The organism is Ruegeria sp. S263, assembly GCF_056780525.1.
The window spans coordinates 383740-401498 of record NZ_CM165558.1; the positions used below are offsets into that span (position 1 = coordinate 383740).

Here is a 17759-nt window from a genome sequence, read left to right on the forward strand (position 1 = left end):
CAGGTCAGCGTCGTTTCAACGTGTCGCCATAGCTGATCTTGGGGGTCAAGGTCACGCGGGTGTCGACCTCGGCGTTCGGATCGGCAAGTTGCGTGGCGATGATCTCGGCCGCTTTGCGCCCGATCTCCAACCGGCAGGCATCCATCGTGGCCAGCTTGCGCGGCAGACCTTGCAAAAGCTCGACATTATTGAACCCAGCCAAGCCGATCTGGCCAGGCACATCAATGCCTTGATCCAGTAAGTAAAGCAGGCCACCTGCGCCAATCATATCGTTGGAATAATACAGGAAATCCAATTCAGGTGAGCGTTCCAGCATGGCTTGCGTCATCTCGCGCCCCTTGGCCAGTGCCGAGCCACCAGAGTAGAACTCTCGATCCTCGATTTCGATGCCGTGCTTGCCCAGCACTTCGGTGAACCCTTCGAACCGCTTACGCGCGCGGTGATCCAGCGGCATTTTGGTGCCCATGAACCCGATATGTTCATAGCCAGCCTTAAGGATCGCCTGCGCCATCTCGCGCCCGGCCCGACGGTGCGAAATCCCGACCATCGCGTCCACCGGTTTACCGTCGGTGTCCATGACTTCGACCACTGGAATGCCCGCAGAATCCAGCATGGCGCGGGCCGCGTCCGTGTGCTCCAGCCCGGCGATGATCACGCCTGAGGGCCGCCACGAAAGCATCTCGTACAGAACTTTTTCTTCTTTTTCCGGCAGGTAATCGGTGACGCCGACCACGGGTTGCAACTCGGTATCTTCCAACACCTGATTGATCCCTGTCAGAACTTCCGGGAAAACCATGTTGGACAGCGATGGAATAATGACAGCCACCAGATTGACCCGGCTTGATGCCAACGCGCCTGCGATTTTGTTCGGCACATAGCCCAGTTCTTTTGCAGCGGCCAAGACCCGGGTTCGGGTGGCGTCAGACACGTCCCCCCGGTTTCGCAATACCCGGCTGACCGTCATCTCGGATACACCGGACGCCTCAGAGACATCACGAAGGGTAAGCGGGCGTTTTGTATCTGTCGTCACTGGGGTACCTGCGTTGTTGTTTTGTGGAATGGTAGCGTGAACAGCGCGCAATTTACAACTGTTGTGCAAAGGCCATGACAACCAGAAAAAACACAGGTAGAGAGAGCCTTGCGCGGCCCCGTGGCTCAACTGGATAGAGCAGCCCCCTCCTAAGGGGCAGGTTGCAGGTTCGAATCCTGCCGGGGTCGCCAGCTTAATAATGGCTTGCTGGCTTGCAGCGTTGCGCTTAACCGCTCTTGGCATGCACCCTTAGGTCGGGTTCGTCCGCTGAAAGGTAAGCCGCCCTCAGACCCAGAACTGTGCGCAGATCCCCTAGTTAGATGCGCCTATACCCAGAGTTTGCCGTGTGTTTGTCAGCACAATTTCAAATGGATCATGCGACTTGGATATCTTGACCATGATGCTGGCCCCCAACCACAAGTAATACAGACTGGCTGCCACAGCAGTTGGGGTCTGAGACACGCGAAGGGACCCATCTGACACGCCCGCTTGGACGACAGTTGCGAGGCGAGAGATGATACCGTCTGTTCCAGTTTTTAGTGCGCTCCGCATCGGTTCAGAGAAATCCGATACCTCCGCGCCAAGCTTCACAGCCAGGCACCGGCTTTCGCAATCCTCAAGGCCCTGATTTTCGCGCCAGTTCGAAAAATACAGCATCAACATCTCAGCCGCTGTAAGCCCTTGTTTCGCAAAGAGATGATCCAGATTTGCATGGTAGGATTCAAAGTACTCGTTTAGCAATACCACGCCAAACGCATCCTTGGATTCGAAGAAATGATAGAACGAGCCTTTCGGTACACCTGCAGCTTTTAGGATTTCTGCAAGGCCAACGGCGCTGAAACCTTTTTGACCGATCAGGGATTGGCCAGCGGTTACAATGTTAGATCGCGTATTCATCTGCCCCGCCTTCTTACCCGGTTCAGGTCTGCTTCCATGATAGACGGATAGTCTAATACTCCAGCCGCGAACGTACAATAGGTCGACCAAGAATTGAGATATTTGGCAAAAGTATAAAATTTTTGGCCAAGGATTTGAAAAATAAATTACTAGACGACCGGTCTAGTTTGGCGTAGGTGAGTCGCCCAAGACCCTCTTTGCCGCGATGAACGCGGGGGCGTGCCCCCGGTCGCGGTGCAGGTGGAATGCACGATCCAACTGAATTGACCCAACTTGGAAAGCAGAACATGAAAATCCTGATGGTACTGACCTCGCATGACAAACTCGGTGAAACCGGGCTAAAAACCGGTTTCTGGCTCGAAGAGCTGGCTGCGCCTTACTACGTCTTCAAAGATGCTGGCGCGGAAATCACCTTGGCATCTCCGCTGGGTGGTCAGCCTCCGCTTGATCCTAAAAGCGCCGAAGAAGGTTTCCAGACAGATGCGACTCGGCGGTTCGAAGCTGATGCCGATGCCACGGCGCAACTTGCAGACACCGTTAAACTGGCTGATGTCGCCCATGACACATTTGATGCGGTCTTCTATCCGGGTGGGCACGGTCCGTTGTGGGATTTGGCCGAAGACGCACAGTCGATTGCCTTAATCGAAGCATTCCATGCGGCTGGAAAACCGGTTTCGCTGGTATGCCATGCGCCCGGCGTTCTGAAACACGTGAAAGACGGTAACGGCAATCCGCTGGTTGCCGGTAAAAAGGTTACGGGTTTCACCAACACGGAAGAGGAAGCAGTTGAATTGACCAAAATCGTCCCATTCCTGGTTGAGGATATGCTCAAAAGCAATGGGGGCGAATATTCCTGTGGTGAAGATTGGGCGCCCTATGTCTTGCAGGACGGCTTGCTGATCACTGGTCAGAACCCGGCCTCATCTGAAGGCGCTGCGGAAAAACTAATCGCAGCCGTGAATTCGTGATCAAAAAGCGGGGCGGTGAACAGCGGCCCCGTCTTTTCGATTCAGGCTGGAAACCTTAGCAAAATTTGCAATTACGTAATTTAGGAAGTCGCAATATCATGAGCATAACACTTGGTCGATGCCTTCTAGCCGTCTATTTCCTCATCCCCGGACTGATGAAGTTCGCTGCATTTGATATGCATGTTGCGCTGATGCAGCAGCATAACGTCCCCGCGCCAGTGCCGTTGCTGGTGGTGGCCGGAGTTGCCAACATTGCAGGTGCGCTTTTGCTACTGTTCAATCGTTTTGTTCGCGCGGCCAGTTTTGGCCTTGTTGCCTATATCCTTTTGGTGAACTTTTGCCTGCATGACTTTTGGAATTTTGAAGGTGTCCAAGGCCAGCATGAGGTTCAGAATTTTGTCAAAAACCTTGGGATTTTGGCTGGAACACTCATCCTTGCCGGAGCCAGCCCAAAAAGGCCGCTTGATCTGACTTTGCTGTCAAAATCAGACAACGCATATGCCGCCTGACCTAATAACCGAGATCAAAGGGAGATAAAATGTCACAATCAGCAGATACCAATCGCCGGATCGTTCTGAACGAACGTCCCGTAGGTTTGCCGGACGAAAACACGCTGCGGATGGAAACCACGGACGTGCCAACGCCCGGCGAAAACGAAATGCTAGTCCGCACGGTTTATCTGTCGCTTGACCCCTACATGCGCGGTCGGATGAACGATGCCAAATCTTACGCGGAACCGGTTGCCATTGGTGGCGTCATGACAGCGCAGGTTGTGGGTCAGGTGGTTGTATCCAACCTGGCGGGGTATGAAGCGGGGGATTACGTTCTGTCCGGCAGCGGTTGGCAGGATTACGCGATTTCTGACGGAACCCAGGTCATCAATCTGGGCAAGACGCCGCAGAACCCGTCCTGGGCCTTGGGCATTCTGGGTATGCCCGGATACACGGCCTACGCAGGTCTTCTGAAAATCGGTGAGCCGAAACCGGGTGAAACCGTTGTTGTTGCCGCTGCTGCGGGGCCAGTGGGTGCAACGGTTGGGCAGATCGCCAAGCTTAAGGGGTGTCGGGTTGTCGGCGTTGCTGGCGGGGCTGAAAAATGCGCTCATGTGGTCGAAAACCTTGGTTTTGACGCCTGCATTGATCATAACGCTGATGATTTTGCAGCCCAGCTCGTCGCGGCGTGTCCAGACGGCATCGACGTGTATTTTGAGAACGTGGCCGGCAAAGTCCTGTACGCCGTGTTGCCCCTGCTGAACCCGTTTGCGCGCATTCCGGTGTGCGGCATCGTTGCCTGGTACAACCTGACCGGCCTGCCCGAAGGCCCGGATATGGGCCCCGCGATCATGGGAACCCTGCTGCGGCTAAAGGTCAAAATGCAGGGCTTCATCATCTTCGATAGTTTCCCACCGTCGGTTTATCAGGAATTCACCCGCGACATGACGGGTTGGATTGAAGACGGGTCGATCAAGTACAAGGAACACATGGTCGACGGTCTCGAAAACGCGCCACAAGCTCTGAACCAATTGCTGCAGGGGGGTAATTTCGGAAAGATGGTGATCAACGTCGCCGCGTGACCTTGTCCGGCGGCATCGCGAAATTCCGGGGCCAACAGGTGGCCCCGGTAGAATTCGACCTTTGACTGGGATCTGATTGGGATGCGGCCAGACCGGTCGCGCGGCTTACCTTAGCGGACGGTCCATCGCATCCACAGCGCCAAACGGGTTTATTCCGCTACTTCGGCTTCTGGTTCCCGTTTCTTGAATTGCTCATCAAACAAGCTGCGGAAACTGCCGTTTTTGTGCAGTAGCTCATCAAGGTTGCCTTGTTCGACGACAGCGCCGTCCTGAACAACCATGATCTTGTCGGCCTCCAGAATCGTCGACAGGCGGTGTGCGATCACGATCACCGTGACGTCCTTGGTCAAGGCATCCAGTGCTTCTTTGACCAACGACTCGGATTTTGCATCCAGCGCGCTTGTCGCCTCGTCCAGCAACAGAATCTCGGCTTTGCGCAGGATCGCACGAGCGATCGCGACCCTTTGCTTCTGGCCACCTGACAGGAAGGTGCCGTTTTCGCCAACAGGAGTATCGTAGCCTTTGGGCAACTCGCTGATAAAGTCATGCGCATGGGCGGCTTTCGCTGCCGCGATGACCTCTTCATCTGTTGCATCCGGCGCCGAGCAGCGAAGGTTCTCCATGATCGAGGTGGAAAACAGGAAGGTGTCCTGACCAACGTAGGAAATCTTGCGTCGCAATGATGAGAAGCTGACATTTCGCAAGTCCTGCCCGTCGATTTCCACACTGCCTTCGTCAGGGTCATAGAAGCGCATAATCAGGCCAAACAGCGTTGACTTGCCGCCGCCCGACTGACCCACCAGCGCTGTGGTCTTGCGTGCCTCGAACGTCAGGCTCAAGTCTTCGATCACCGGCATCGACCCCTGATACCCAAAGGTCACGTTGCGCAATGCGATCTCACCCGGACCGTCAAGAAGGTCTTTGGCATCCGGGCTTTCCTGCATCGTGTCTTCCTGATCCAACAGGCTAAACAACAAGCCGACACCGACCATTGCAGTTTCGATCTGGACGCGCATTTTGGACAGCCGTTTTGCGGGCTCATAGGCCATAAGCAGAGCGGTGATAAACGACATGAGCTGACCGGCGGTTGGCTGCTCGGTTCCGGCAAGTCCGATTGTGCTGATGATCAGGACGCCCGCGACGGCCAAACCAGCAAGAAACTCCATCAACGGGCTGGCGATGGATTGAAGCCGCGCAATGTCGTTGGAACGCTGCTCAACCTTGTGGATGGCGGTATCCATCCGGTTGATCATCTTGTCCTCAAGCGAAAACACCTTGATCACTTTGATTCCGGCGGATGTCTCCTGTAGAACGCGGATGATCTCGGCCAGGGACTTGAACTCGGCCTGCATGATCGACCGGACGCTTTTCAACAGGTAGCGGACGCCCATCAACGCTATGGGGCCGACGATAAAGAACATCACCGACAAAACCGGCTGCTGATACACCATTACGATAACAAGCCCGACCAGTGTCAGGGTGTCGCGGACAAAGCCGGTGACAAGGACGTCGATCAGCTTTCGCGCCGCCTGCGCCCCGTTGGTCGTTCGCATCAACAGGTTGGAAGATTCATTTTCGGAAAAAAAAGAAACGCCATGCCTGAGCAGTTTGCGATAGACCTTTTCCTGCTGAACGGCCACGATCCGGTTCCCGGCGCGGGCCAGATAGACCGCCTGAATGTAAGAAGCGATGGCTTTCACCAAAAACAGGCCAATGACGCCCAGCGCGATCAAATGAGCCCAGCCGCGCATCTCGGGGCTGGTCATCGCATCGACGATGTATTCCATCATGTAGGCGGATCCGGCGGTCGTCACCGCCACGGCAATCATCGCAACAATCGCGACGGCGTATAGTCCACCTTGCGCAAAGAAGCTCTCGCTGATGAGGCGGCCCATATAGCCTGACCGCCATTTGTCCCAGGCGCGCTTAATCATTGCGTTCTCCAGATCGTGAAACTGTGCGCTCGCTCAGATAACCTATAACCGTTCTTCTCTAAAGGGCAGATGAAATGAATTGACCCAACGGTTTGTTCTGACTGTTTGGCGATAGCCCCAACCAGATAGGTGTCAGGAAAGCTGTCGGCAAGAGTCATTGATGAAAAGAGAAGACGTTTTTGTTGTCAGCATCCGATAAAGCCGGGCAAGGGCGTTTGAATGATGGGGTGTTTCGAGTGATTCGTTGCGATTTTTAAGTATTTGAAAAGCAAGAATAATTTCTGAAGCCTCGTGCGTGTGTTTTTGCCGCGAACAGCACTTTTTCTCTTTGTTTTTCGTCGCTTGCCTGTATCCATGCCAGGTCGCAAGGCTTGCGGGCGTAAATTTGATTTTCTGGCCTTTTGGATAGGTACTTGTAGTTGCGCGGTTTTTTGCCGCTGTGGGTTTTTAGCGTAGCTTTCGAAAAAAACGCTCGTTCTTTCGCTTTTCTACTGCTTAAATGTTAGTATTAGGAACGCGGAATATTAAGATGGTATTAAAGTCGTGTCGATCACTGCCGTTATCCTTAGCCTGCCAAAAGATGTAGAGCGGCGACGTTTCTGCGAAGCAGAACTGGCCCGCTTTGGATTGAGTCATGAGTTTTCGGATGCGATCGCGGGCGAACAGCTGGGCCGGTCAGACCTGAAACTCATTTATGATGAAGAAATGAACCGCGCTAAGTTCAAGCGCCCCCTTAGTCGAAATGAAGTGGCCTGCACGCTTGGGCACCGCCAGATCTGGCAGCACATCGCTGAATCCAGAGATTGTGTGGGCCTTGTTCTGGAAGACGATGCCACTTTCATCCGTGACCCACGATCCTTTTTGAACGCACTTGCCGAATGTCCCGAGTGCTTTGAGGACGTCATGATCAAACTGGACGGTGTTCCGGGCAAGAACGCGCAGATCATCAAGGAATTTGCCGATCAGAACTTAGTTCTGTCTGACATCCTGCCGCCCAGAACTACAGGTTATATCCTTGGGCGGCGCGCGGCTGCCAGATTGCTGCAGGTTGATGCTCCGATCGCGCGACCTGTCGATATCGACCTGAAATTCTATTGGGAACATAAGGTCCCCATACTGACCTTGGGCAAGCAGATGATTGCCGAGCGAGATTCGCATGACAGCAATATCGAAACTGCCCGTCGCAAGACCAAGCCGGGTTCGGCGGTCGAAAGATTTGTCCGCAACCTTGTCTATCAGGCCAAGTTTACGCATGGCCGGTTGAGCCACCCGCTGAACCCGGACATGATTGACGGGCTGGGTCCTTTGCTTCGCCCCGAACAGCAGGTCCGGTCCCACGTATGAAGAATAGCCTTGTGGTTGTCCGTGCGGGCAGCAACTCACTTCACCACCGGTGGCTGGACATCCCCTATGAGGACCGAAACTACGATCTATTGATCAGCTACTTTTCGGACGAAGCATATGCGGAATTTACGCCCGAACCCGGCGTCGAAGCGGTTTTGGTCAAAGGCGGTAAATGGGACGGGCTGTACAAGACGCTTTCGAACCGTAATCTGGACCAATACGACTATTACTGGCTGCCGGACGATGATCTGGACATAAGCGCGTCAATGGTGAACGCGCTGTTCGATGCCATGGGTGGCTATGGACTGCGTATTGCACAGCCATCTCTCACCCCGGACAGCTATTTTTCCCATTTTGTGTTTAGCCAGTGCCCCGGCTTTGTTCTGCGGTACACCAATTACATTGAGATCATGGCCCCATGTATGCATCGGGACATTCTGAAAAAGGCGTTGCCGCTGTTCGAAAACACCATGAGCGGCTACGGGCTGGATTACATCTGGTGCCGCTGGGCCGAAGCCGGGGCCTTCCGAACCGCGATTCTGGATGAAATCGCAATGCATCATACCCGTCCGGTCGGCAAGAATCTGAAAGCTGCCATGGCCGAGACTGGCAATCTCAGTTCGGAAGAAGAAGAGGCCGTACTAAAAGAAATGTTCGATCTGTCCCGCCGTACGGTACCTATTATTTTTGCCGGGATACTGAAAGGCGGACAGCCTGTTTCAGGTCGGCTTCAACTGGGATGGCTCATGTGCCGGGCGTGGTTGTCAAAACTGTCGAGTTTTCGCAATGCGGGCGAGGCGCGGTCTGGTGTCCTCAAGATCGCACGGCGGCAGTTGATCAAGCCGCTTGATATGACGACGATAAACTTGAAGACGAAGGCTTTGAAATGAAAGCAAGTCGTTTCCTGATGGTTGGCGCTGGACTGTCCGGTGCCGTGATAGGCCGAGCACTGGCCCAAGCAGGGCACGAAATAACAGTTGTCGACAGCCGCGACCATATCGGCGGCAACTGTCATACCCAGCGCGACGCGGATACCGGCGTCATGGTTCATGTCTATGGCCCCCATATCTTTCACACCGATGACGAAGAGGTTTGGGCCTATGTCAATCGGTATGCAAATTTCCTGCCCTACAAGAACCGGGTAAAGACAACCTCTCGGGGGCAGGTCTTTTCGCTGCCGGTCAACCTGCACACAATCAACCAGTTCTTTGGCAAGACGATGCGCCCGGACGAAGCCCATAGCTTTATCACCGAAGAACAGGCCGACAGTTCAATCACTGATCCGCAGAGCTTTGAGGAACAGGCCATGCGGTTCGTCGGGCGCGACCTCTATGAGGCGTTCTTCAAAGGATACACGATCAAACAGTGGGGGTGTCACCCGTCCGAATTGCCTGCGTCGATCCTTAAACGCCTGCCGGTGCGGTTCAACTACGACGACAATTACTTTTTCCATCAGTTTCAGGGGATGCCAGAAAACGGCTATACCGACATGATCGCGGATATCCTTGATCACCCCTCGATCACGGTCAAACTGAACACGACCTTCGACCGCAACATGGCCGAGGGGTTTGGCCACGTCTTCTATTCGGGGCCGCTGGACGGCTACTTCGATTATGAGCTTGGGCGTCTCGGGTATCGCACGCTGGATTTTGAACGCTTTACCTATGACGGGGATTATCAAGGCTGTGCCGTCATGAATTACGGCGAAGAAGACGTCCCTTATACGCGGATCACCGAACACAAGCACTTTGCCCCTTGGGAAACACATGACGGGTCGGTCTGTTATCGCGAGTATTCGCGCGCGGCCCAGCCGGGCGACATTCCTTATTACCCGATCCGGCAGGTGAAGGAAAAAGCGCTGCTTGGCGAATATGTCGAGCTAGCTAACAAGACCGCGAACGTGACCTTTGTTGGCCGGTTGGGAACTTATCGCTATCTGGATATGGACGTCACGATCCGCGAGTCTTTGGATACGGCTACGGCTGTTCTTGCGTCGCTGGAACGAGGTGACGACCTCAAACCGTTTTTTGTTTCGGTGCTCTAGGCGGGGTCATGCCTTGTGCGGGACCGCCGGATCCGGAAACCGGTTGCGCGTGCGGTTTGCAAAAGCCACGAGTGACAGCATTACCGGTACCTCAACCAGAACACCCACAACGGTTGCCAAGGCCGCGCCCGAGTTCAGCCCGAACAGGCTGATGGCGACGGCGACGGCCAGTTCAAAGAAGTTGGATGTGCCGATCATGGCGCAGGGGGCAGCGATGCGATGGGGCACCTTCAACGCATAGGCCGCACCATAGGCTAGCGCAAATATGCCGTAGCTTTGGATCAGAATGGGCACGGCGATCAGCACAATCACCAGCGGCTTGACCAGAATGGTTTGCCCCTGCAGGCCGAACAGGATGACCACTGTGGTGATCAGACCCAGCACGGACCACGGTTTTACCCGAGCTGAGAACGCGTCAATGGCCTCTTGCGAGCCCAGTTTGCGCCGTGTGAGCAGACCGACAATCAGGGGCAGCACCACGTAGAGAACCGTTGCCAGAACCAAGGTCTGCCACGGGACCGAGATGTCGGTAACCCCCAACAGGAACGCGACGATCGGGGCAAAGGCCACGACCATAATCAGGTCGTTCACTGAGACCTGCACAAGTGTATAGGTCGCATCCCCTTTGGTAAGCTGAGACCAGACAAACACCATCGCCGTACAAGGGGCCGCGCCCAGCAGGATCAGACCAGCGGTGTATTGCGCGGCGTCTTCTGGTTTGATCCACGGCGCGAATACGTGGTCAAAGAACAAGACTGCCAGCAAAGCCATTGTGAACGGCTTGACCAGCCAGTTGACCACCAGCGTGACGATAAGGCCCTTGGGCTGACGGGCGACCCCAGCGACAGCGCCGAAATCGACGCTGACCATCATCGGATAGACCATGGCCCAGATCAGAACGGCCACCACAAGATTGACGCTGGCGAACTCAGCCGATGCGATAAATGCCACCAGACCGGGGGCTGCCAGCCCGATCAGCACGCCTGCGATCATGGCCAGGGCGACCCAAACAGTCAGGTAGCGTTCGAAAATGCTCAAGAGTACGCCTCATTCGTTTGATCGGTGAGCTTGCTTGAGGTCAGCGCCGCCAAGGCTACCATAATAGCAGCAGTTCCCAGCACCAGTGGAAGGCCGCCGATCTGATAGGTCAGGCCGGACAGGACAGTGCCCAGCAAACGGCCCGTCGCGTTTGCCATGTAATAAAACCCGACATCCATCGTGACCCGTTCGGACTTGGTGAAGGCAAGGATCAGGTAGGAATGCAGCGAGGAATTGACCGCAAATATCGCCCCGAACACCAGTAAGCCAAGAACCAGTGTCACGGTCAGCCATGCCTCAGGCCCCGACGACATCAGGACAGCCACCGTCAATGCAGCCGGGACACAGAACAGGGCCGAAGCCCAATTGCGGGCTGCCCGGATCAGGTCGCCCTCGGTCCGCTCGGACGCGTGCAGAATTTTGGGCGCGCTGGCCTGAACTGCTCCGTATAGGATAACCCAGACGGCCATGAAGGTGCCGATCATGAAAAAGGCCGCGCGGTTTCCTTCTTCGGTCCCGTCGGACAGGACCGCGTAGAAATAAATCGGAATACCAACCACGAACCACACATCCCGCGCGCCGAACAGAAAGACACGTGCTGCAGACAGCCAGTTTACATTTGCGGATTTGGAAAAGACCTCGGAAAACTTGGCGCCCTTGCGTCCTTGCGGCAGGCCGGGTGGCATCAACACAAAGACCGCAACCAGAATGAGTGCCAGCACAATGGCCATCGCCAGCGTCGCCCACATGAAGCCCACCGTTGCCAGCAGACCGGCCCCCAGCAGAAAGCCCAAACCTTTGACCGCGTTTTTCGATCCGGTCAGAATGGCGACCCAGCGAAACAGTCCTCCGCCCGTTGTTGGGGCCAGCAGTTTCACGGCGGATTTGGATGACATCTTGGCCAGATCCTTGGCTACCCCGCTGGCGCCCTGAACGATCATCACAAAGACGACTTTGACCGGAATTGCCCAGTTAGGGTCTAGGTGCGCCAACACCAGCAGCGCCCCGACCTGTAGCGCAAGCCCTGCATACAGCGTTGAGGTCAGGCCGAACCGCGCCGCGATCCAACCGGCCGCCAGGTTCGTGACTATCCCGGCGATTTCGTAAAGGACGAACAAATACGCCAGCTGCACCGGCGAGAACCCCATCGTATGAAAGTGCAATAGCACCAGCATCCGCAGAGCTCCGTCGGTCAGCATGAAAGCCCAATAAGCTGCCGTGACCGCAATATAGGCCGACAGTCCTTCGGGCCGGTCGGTCACAGCGCGGCCCCGACCATCAGCGCCACATCAACCAGACGATGCGCATAGCCCATCTCGTTGTCATACCACGCATAGATTTTCACCTGCGTTCCGTTCACCACCATGGTCGAAGGCGCGTCGACAATCGAAGACCGCTCGTCATTGGTGTAATCGGTTGAGACCAGCGGCCGGGTCTCATAGCCCAGAATGCCCCTTAGTTCGCCCTCGGCGGCAGCTTTGAAGAAGGTGTTAACTTCTTCAGTGGTAGTTTCGCGTTCAACCTCGAACACGCAGTCGGTAAGCGAGGCATTTAGCAGCGGCACCCGCACCGCGTGGCCGTTCAATCGGCCCTTCAGTTCGGGATAGATCAGCGTGATCGCCGTGGCGGACCCGGTGGTGGTCGGGATCAGCGAATTCAGCGCCGACCGCGCACGCCGCAGGTCTTTGGCGGGGCGGTCCACGATGGTTTGGGTGTTGGTCACATCGTGGATCGTGGTCATCGAGCCATGGCGGATACCCAGATTTTCGTGGATGACCTTAACGACCGGGGCCAGACAGTTCGTGGTGCAGGACGCAGCCGTCACGATGTGATGCATAGCAGGGTTATAGGTGCCCTCATTCACGCCCATCACGATATTGGCGGTAGGCCCATCCTTGACCGGGGCCGAGACAACAACCTTCTTCACCCCCGCCTCGAAATAAGGGGCCAGCTTGGCCTGCGTTTTGAACACGCCGGTGCAATCGATCACCACATCCACACCGTCCAGCGGCAGGTCGGACAGGTCTTTGGTGCCAATGAACGGCAGGCGGGTGCCATTGATCGTAACGCTGTCCGCGTCGTAGGTAAATTCGGCATCCCAACGGCCATGCACCGTGTCGAACTCCAGCAGATGCGCGTGCATCTCGGGGTTACCGACCCCGTCGTTGATCCAGGCGATCTTGGCACCCTTCTCCAGCAGGGGTTTCAGGGCCAGTTTTCCCATCCGGCCGAGGCCGTTTACCGCGTAAGTGGTCATTTCGTGTCCTCGACGTGGGTTCTGCCGATATCGTCGACGGCAGTTTGCAATGCGATCCGATCCAGGCTTTCGACCGGCAACGAGGTGAACGCTTCGATCCGCCGTTTCAGCGCACCATATGCGTTTTGGAAGGCGAGGCTTTGCTCGGCCTCTGTGCCGGTTGTCTTGACCGGGTCGACCATACCCCAGTGGCCACTGATGGGCTGACCTTCCCAAGCGGGGCATTCTTCGTTGGCGGCCTGATTGCAGACCGTAAAGACGAAATCCATCTCGGGCGCATCGTCTGTGGCGAACTCGGACATATGTTTCGAGCGCAGGCCTGATGTATCGTGCCCCCTATCGCTCAGCACCTGAACGGCAAAGGGGTTGAGTTTCGACGTAGGTTGCGTGCCCGCGGAATAGACGTTGAACCGATCCCCGCCCAACGTCCGCAGAAGGGATTCAGCAAAGATCGAGCGGGCGGAATTTCCCACACACAGAAAAAGTACGTTGAATTTCCGATCCGTCATTTTCCTGGTTCCTTGTGTTGAAGGCATACAGATATCAGGTCGTCCACGGCAGCAGTCGTTCAGCAGGAATTCCAGCATGTGCTGCACATTCTTCATTTCAATCGAATAGAGCAGAGAGGTTCCCGCCCGTTCCTGCATCACCAGACCCGACCGCTGAAGTGCGTTCAGGTAGTTCGACAAGGTGCTGGCCTTGATCCCCAGTTCCGTTGCCAACTCACCTGCCGGGACGGTGTCAGGAAATCGTCGCATCAACATGCGAAACACGGAGATGCGCTGCGGGTGGCCAAGAATGGCAAGTTGGTCGGTTATCTGATCTATCATATTTCATGAAATATTGAATTATGAATGAGTCGGCAACGCGTGATCCACGCTGTTACAAATAATTCACAATTGAAGCTGGAAAGCGCAGCACCTGTTCGGTGGAGGAAATCCGGCAGATCAAGACTTGCACGCCACTTTGGGACCGTTTAAACGGTCCTGCGTTTGCCTCAATAGCTCAGCTGGTAGAGCAGGTCCTTCGTAAGGACAAGGTCGGGGGTTCGAGTCCCTCTTGAGGCACCACTCCTCTCAATTTCGATGCAAATTAGGATTTGGGATCAAGGCTTTCAGCCATTTTTCTTGGTGCCGGTTGCGTTTTCGACTTTGATAAATTCGGTCCGGGCTGCGGTCAGGATTAGCAATTGGGTAATCGCGGGGCATCGTAACAGCGCAAACCGCGGTAGTGCATACCGAACACTCAGATATAGTGGGTCTCAACGTCTGTTTCAGAAAAACGATTCGACAAGTTGGATCGCTGTCTTGCCCTTCATTAGTCGAAACTGCTTCAAGATCAGGTGTTCAACCTTGGCCGGAAGGGTCGAAGTTGAGAGGCAATGCCAAAGGAAAACCGCAACATGGCGTTTATTCTCGCATTTAACCTCTGTTCAGAGCGCATGTGGTCTTGGGGTCGGGCTTCCTTTTGTCGCGCCCCGCGCAGCGGCGTACAACTGCCAAGGCCGGGTGTGGACCCTTGCCGAATCGACCCGGTTCCTATTTTGTCGCCGGGATGGTTCCCGACCGCTGTTTGCGGGAAGGGATAAAAGGGAATACGGTGCGACCCGGTCAAATGGGTCAAGTCCGTGACTGCCCCCGCAACTGTAGGCGGTGAGCGACCCGAGATCGTCCACTGGGCATTTGTCTGGGAAGGATCGGGAAAGCGTAGACCCGTAAGTCAGGAGACCTGCCATCCGAATATTTAAGAACCTGGGCGGGGTGTCCCAGAGGGAGATGACAATGTTTCAAGCGGTTGTGCCGCCCGTTGTCTTGTACTCGCTTGTCCCCCGTCTGAATGAAGGAGGCGATGCGCATGTCATTGCATTACTGTCAGTTCAGGCCCTGCAGAATGTGCAGGGACATCGCCGCCTTGACGCTGTCTGATTACGCTTGCCTTATGCCCTGCGAGGCAACCCCATGACGCGCCGTTCGAATTATGCCGTGGGCCAACGCGGACGCTGCCTGACCGAGCTCAGCGTGCCGGTTCTGGTCGCGGGTGCCTTGGTGCTGTCTGCGCTGTTGTGGCTTGCGATTTACATGGTGATCTGATGACGGCCGTTCTGCAAATCCGCGATGTGACGCTTGGGTACCGCGAACTGACGTTGTTTCGCCGACTGACGATGGATATCGAGGCGGGAACAACCTTGGCTGTGTTAGGTGCCAACGGGTCAGGTAAAAGCACGTTTGTGAAAATGTTATTGGGCTTGATGGACCCGCTGTCGGGCAGCCTGAATTGGCCCAAGGGCCGCCCGCGCGAAATCGGTTACTTGGCACAAATGACAGAATTTGACCGGCGTTTCCCAATTCGCGTGCGGGACTTGGCGGCAATGGGTGCCTGGCGCGAGTTTGGATTTCGGTCGGGGCTGGACAATGCGGCACGTGACCGAATGACCGCTGCGCTGGACGAGGCCGGTGTTCTTGATATCGCTGACCGCCCAATTCACATGCTGTCAGGTGGGCAGTTGCAGCGCGCCCTGTTCGCGCGTGTCATTATGCAGGACGCACCGCTGATCCTGCTGGACGAGCCATTTGCAGCCGTTGACCAAAGCACCGAGGCGCATCTGCTGTCGATTATTCACCGCTGGCGTGACGAGGGACGCTCAGTCGTGTTGGTGGTGCACGACCTGTCTTCGGTGCTGGACCATTGCAGCCACGCCCTGTTGCTTGGCGGGCAAGAGGCCACGCATGGCCCGGTGGATGATGTACTGACGCCGGACCGTTTGGTGGCGCAGGGGTATCTGTCCGAAAGTCAGGCGTCCTGGATGTTCCGGTCCAGCCCAAAACCGCAGGAGCCCGCGCATGTTTGAACTGCTCAGCGAAATGTGGGGCTTCGCCTTTATGCGCCGTGCTTTCGTGGTCACGACCGTCTTGTCGGCTTCGGTTGCTCCGGTCGGGGCGTTTCTTGTTCTGCGGCGTCTGTCGCTGGCGGGCGAGGCGATGGCGCATGCGATCACACCGGGCATTGTCATTGGTTTCGTGACCGCTGGCCTGTCAGTCATGTCATTGCTGGTGGGCGGTCTGATCGCGGGCGTCGGTGTCGCAATGCTGACGGCGTTGTTGGCGCGCAGAACGATCCTGCGCAGCGACGCCAGCCTTGCGTCGCTCTATCTGATCGCGCTGGCGGTTGGGATATTCATTCTGTCTGCGGCGGGGTCGGCTGTTCCGTTGAAAAGCTTCCTGTTTGGCTCGATCCTTGGGATCGACGACGCGTCGATGCTGCTGGTGGGCGGTGTGGCGACCGTAACGCTGGTGGCCTTTGCCTTCCTTCTGCGGCCTTTGATTGTCAGCACCTGCGACCCGGTTTTCTTTGAAACTCAAACGCGGCGGCCTTGGCTGGTGGATCAGGGGTTCATGCTGCTGCTGGTGCTGAACCTGCTGGCCGCATTCAAGACTTTGGGCACGCTGATGGCCGTTGGTCTGATGATCCTGCCCGCAACAGCGGCACGATACTGGGCCAGTACGATTACAGCTCAGTTGGTTCTGGGCTTCGTTTTTGCGCTGTCCAGTTGCTGGATCGGGCTGACCCTGTCTTACCTGTTCCCAGAGACCCCGTCCGGACCGGCCATTGTTCTGGTCGCGGGCGGAATTTTCCTAGTCTCGGCCATCTTCGGCCCACTTGGTTTTGGCAAAAGAGCCCGCAAACCAGTCGTGTCCAACGACATTCCCGTTGCTCAGATTCAACAAGAAGAGAAAGCACAATGACTCTTATAAAATCGCTCTATGCCGGCATCGCCTCGGCTTCGTTTGCGTTGGTCGCATTTCCGGCCATTGCAGGTGAGGACGACGTCCAGATTGTCGCCAGTTTCTCGATCCTCGGGGACATGGTTGAAGAGGTCGTTGGCGATCTGGCCAACGTGACGACGATCGTTGGCCCCGATGCAGACGCGCATGTCTATCAGCCCTCGGTCGCCGACGCCAAAGCTGTCGCCAAGGCAGACATCATCTTTGTCAACGGTCTGGGCTTTGAAACATGGTCCGACACGCTCATTTCAGAATCGGGTACTGATGCCACGGTACACGTCGCCACCGATGGGATTACTCCGGTCAAGGTCGACGGCGAAATCGACCCGCATGCGTGGAACTCATTGTCGAACGGGGTGGTCTATGTGACCAATGTCGCGGATGTGTTGAAAGCTGCGATGCCTGAGCACGCGGATCAGATCGCGGCCAATGCTGACGCCTATATCGCAGAGCTTGAGGCGCTGGACGCAGAGACCAAATCCAAGTTGGCAGATTTGCCTGCGGACCGCCGCACCGTCGTGACCGCGCATGATGCGTTCGGATATCTGGCTGATGCCTATGGCCTGACCTTCCTGGCCCCTGTCGGGATCGACACCGAGGCGGAACCATCCGCAAAAGATCTGGCCATCCTGATCGACCAACTGAAGGCCGAAGGTGCAGCCGCTCTGTTCGTGGAAAACATCACCAGCCCCGCTCTGGTTCAGCAAATCTCGGACGAGACCGGCATTGTCATCGGTGGCCGCCTGTTTTCCGATGCGCTGTCCGAGCGGGGAGGCCCAGCGACCAGCTACCTTGCTATGTTCCAGCACAATCTGGGCACGCTGATGAACGCGCTGGGCGAACCCGCAAGCTGATTAGAAGTTTCTACGCGAGGAGGTCAGATTTACTGACG

General features: G+C 56.0%; 17 protein-coding genes, 2 tRNA genes and 1 riboswitch. Of the genes, 12 read left to right on the top strand and 7 right to left on the bottom strand.

Annotated features, from left to right (window positions below; all coding sequences use genetic code 11):
• Positions 1 to 4: 4 nt before the first annotated feature.
• Entirely contained in the window at positions 5 to 1030 is a 1026-nt protein-coding gene (locus tag ACT2B1_RS01850; protein WP_171124211.1) for a LacI family DNA-binding transcriptional regulator, read from the bottom strand.
• Between the two features lie 114 nt (positions 1031 to 1144).
• Between ACT2B1_RS01850 and ACT2B1_RS01855 the strand changes: the two genes are divergently transcribed.
• A tRNA-Arg gene (locus tag ACT2B1_RS01855) sits at positions 1145 to 1221 on the top strand.
• 121 nt (positions 1222 to 1342) lie between these two features.
• Here the strand turns inward: ACT2B1_RS01855 and ACT2B1_RS01860 are convergent.
• Positions 1343 to 1927: a TetR/AcrR family transcriptional regulator gene (locus ACT2B1_RS01860; protein ID WP_171240395.1), complete on the bottom strand. Its 585-nt coding sequence runs from the start codon at positions 1925 to 1927 to the stop codon at positions 1343 to 1345.
• Positions 1928 to 2214: 287 nt separating this feature from the next.
• On the opposite strand from ACT2B1_RS01860, the gene ACT2B1_RS01865 reads away from it, so the two are divergent.
• The 3 genes from ACT2B1_RS01865 to ACT2B1_RS01875 all read left to right on the top strand — a co-directional run bounded on the left by ACT2B1_RS01865 (position 2215) and on the right by ACT2B1_RS01875 (position 4468).
• On the top strand, positions 2215 to 2895 hold the full coding sequence (locus ACT2B1_RS01865) for a type 1 glutamine amidotransferase domain-containing protein (RefSeq protein ID WP_171124660.1): 681 nt from the start codon (positions 2215 to 2217) through the stop codon (positions 2893 to 2895).
• Between the two features lie 98 nt (positions 2896 to 2993).
• Positions 2994 to 3404, top strand: coding sequence for a DoxX family protein (locus ACT2B1_RS01870; RefSeq protein ID WP_171124215.1), 411 nt, complete (start codon positions 2994 to 2996; stop codon positions 3402 to 3404).
• 29 nt (positions 3405 to 3433) lie between these two features.
• Positions 3434 to 4468 carry an NADP-dependent oxidoreductase gene (locus ACT2B1_RS01875; protein ID WP_481668461.1) on the top strand — a complete coding sequence of 345 codons (1035 nt, stop codon included), beginning with the start codon at positions 3434 to 3436 and terminating at the stop codon, positions 4466 to 4468.
• Positions 4469 to 4617: 149 nt separating this feature from the next.
• Here the strand turns inward: ACT2B1_RS01875 and ACT2B1_RS01880 are convergent, their stop codons facing one another.
• On the bottom strand, positions 4618 to 6402 hold the full coding sequence (locus ACT2B1_RS01880) for an ABC transporter ATP-binding protein (protein WP_481668462.1): 1785 nt from the start codon (positions 6400 to 6402) through the stop codon (positions 4618 to 4620).
• 543 nt (positions 6403 to 6945) lie between these two features.
• Here ACT2B1_RS01880 and ACT2B1_RS01885 point away from each other — a divergent pair.
• From ACT2B1_RS01885 to glf, 3 genes are read left to right on the top strand one after another with little or no spacing between them, the layout of a single operon-like run.
• On the top strand, positions 6946 to 7746 hold the full coding sequence (locus tag ACT2B1_RS01885; RefSeq protein WP_171124221.1) for a glycosyltransferase family 25 protein: 801 nt from the start codon (positions 6946 to 6948) through the stop codon (positions 7744 to 7746).
• Entirely contained in the window at positions 7743 to 8636 is an 894-nt protein-coding gene (locus ACT2B1_RS01890) for a hypothetical protein (RefSeq protein ID WP_481668463.1), read from the top strand. Before ACT2B1_RS01885 ends, ACT2B1_RS01890 begins: the two co-directional genes overlap by 4 nt.
• Positions 8633 to 9790: a UDP-galactopyranose mutase gene (glf, locus tag ACT2B1_RS01895; protein WP_481668464.1), complete on the top strand. Its 1158-nt coding sequence runs from the start codon at positions 8633 to 8635 to the stop codon at positions 9788 to 9790. Before ACT2B1_RS01890 ends, glf begins: the two co-directional genes overlap by 4 nt.
• Before the next feature lie 6 nt (positions 9791 to 9796).
• On the opposite strand, the gene arsB is transcribed toward glf, so the two are convergent.
• The 4 genes from arsB to ACT2B1_RS01915 are packed head-to-tail and all read right to left on the bottom strand — an operon-like array spanning position 9797 to position 13915.
• Positions 9797 to 10783: an ACR3 family arsenite efflux transporter gene (gene arsB, locus ACT2B1_RS01900; protein ID WP_254449223.1), complete on the bottom strand. Its 987-nt coding sequence runs from the start codon at positions 10781 to 10783 to the stop codon at positions 9797 to 9799.
• A 41-nt stretch (positions 10784 to 10824) separates the two neighbouring features.
• Positions 10825 to 12090: an organoarsenical effux MFS transporter ArsJ gene (gene arsJ, locus ACT2B1_RS01905; protein WP_481668465.1), complete on the bottom strand. Its 1266-nt coding sequence runs from the start codon at positions 12088 to 12090 to the stop codon at positions 10825 to 10827.
• On the bottom strand, positions 12087 to 13085 hold the full coding sequence (locus ACT2B1_RS01910) for an ArsJ-associated glyceraldehyde-3-phosphate dehydrogenase (protein WP_171240388.1): 999 nt from the start codon (positions 13083 to 13085) through the stop codon (positions 12087 to 12089). The genes arsJ and ACT2B1_RS01910 overlap by 4 nt, the downstream gene beginning before the upstream one ends.
• On the bottom strand, positions 13082 to 13915 hold the full coding sequence (locus ACT2B1_RS01915; protein ID WP_481668466.1) for an arsenate reductase/protein-tyrosine-phosphatase family protein: 834 nt from the start codon (positions 13913 to 13915) through the stop codon (positions 13082 to 13084). Before ACT2B1_RS01915 ends, ACT2B1_RS01910 begins: the two co-directional genes overlap by 4 nt.
• Positions 13916 to 14079: 164 nt before the next feature.
• Between ACT2B1_RS01915 and ACT2B1_RS01920 the strand changes: the two genes are divergently transcribed.
• The 5 genes from ACT2B1_RS01920 to ACT2B1_RS01940 all read left to right on the top strand — a co-directional run bounded on the left by ACT2B1_RS01920 (position 14080) and on the right by ACT2B1_RS01940 (position 17721).
• Positions 14080 to 14155 (top strand) — tRNA-Thr (locus ACT2B1_RS01920).
• 468 nt (positions 14156 to 14623) lie between these two features.
• Positions 14624 to 14835: riboswitch (cobalamin riboswitch) on the top strand.
• A gap of 208 nt (positions 14836 to 15043) precedes the next feature.
• A complete protein-coding gene (locus ACT2B1_RS01925) occupies positions 15044 to 15175 on the top strand; it encodes a hypothetical protein (protein ID WP_256367674.1) in 132 nt (43 codons plus the stop codon).
• A complete protein-coding gene (locus ACT2B1_RS01930; RefSeq protein WP_481668467.1) occupies positions 15175 to 15933 on the top strand; it encodes a metal ABC transporter ATP-binding protein in 759 nt (252 codons plus the stop codon). Before ACT2B1_RS01925 ends, ACT2B1_RS01930 begins: the two co-directional genes overlap by 1 nt.
• On the top strand, positions 15926 to 16828 hold the full coding sequence (locus ACT2B1_RS01935; RefSeq protein ID WP_217350996.1) for a metal ABC transporter permease: 903 nt from the start codon (positions 15926 to 15928) through the stop codon (positions 16826 to 16828). Before ACT2B1_RS01930 ends, ACT2B1_RS01935 begins: the two co-directional genes overlap by 8 nt.
• Positions 16825 to 17721, top strand: coding sequence for a metal ABC transporter solute-binding protein, Zn/Mn family (locus tag ACT2B1_RS01940; RefSeq protein WP_171240245.1), 897 nt, complete (start codon positions 16825 to 16827; stop codon positions 17719 to 17721). Before ACT2B1_RS01935 ends, ACT2B1_RS01940 begins: the two co-directional genes overlap by 4 nt.
• The last annotated feature ends 38 nt before the right edge of the window (positions 17722 to 17759 follow it).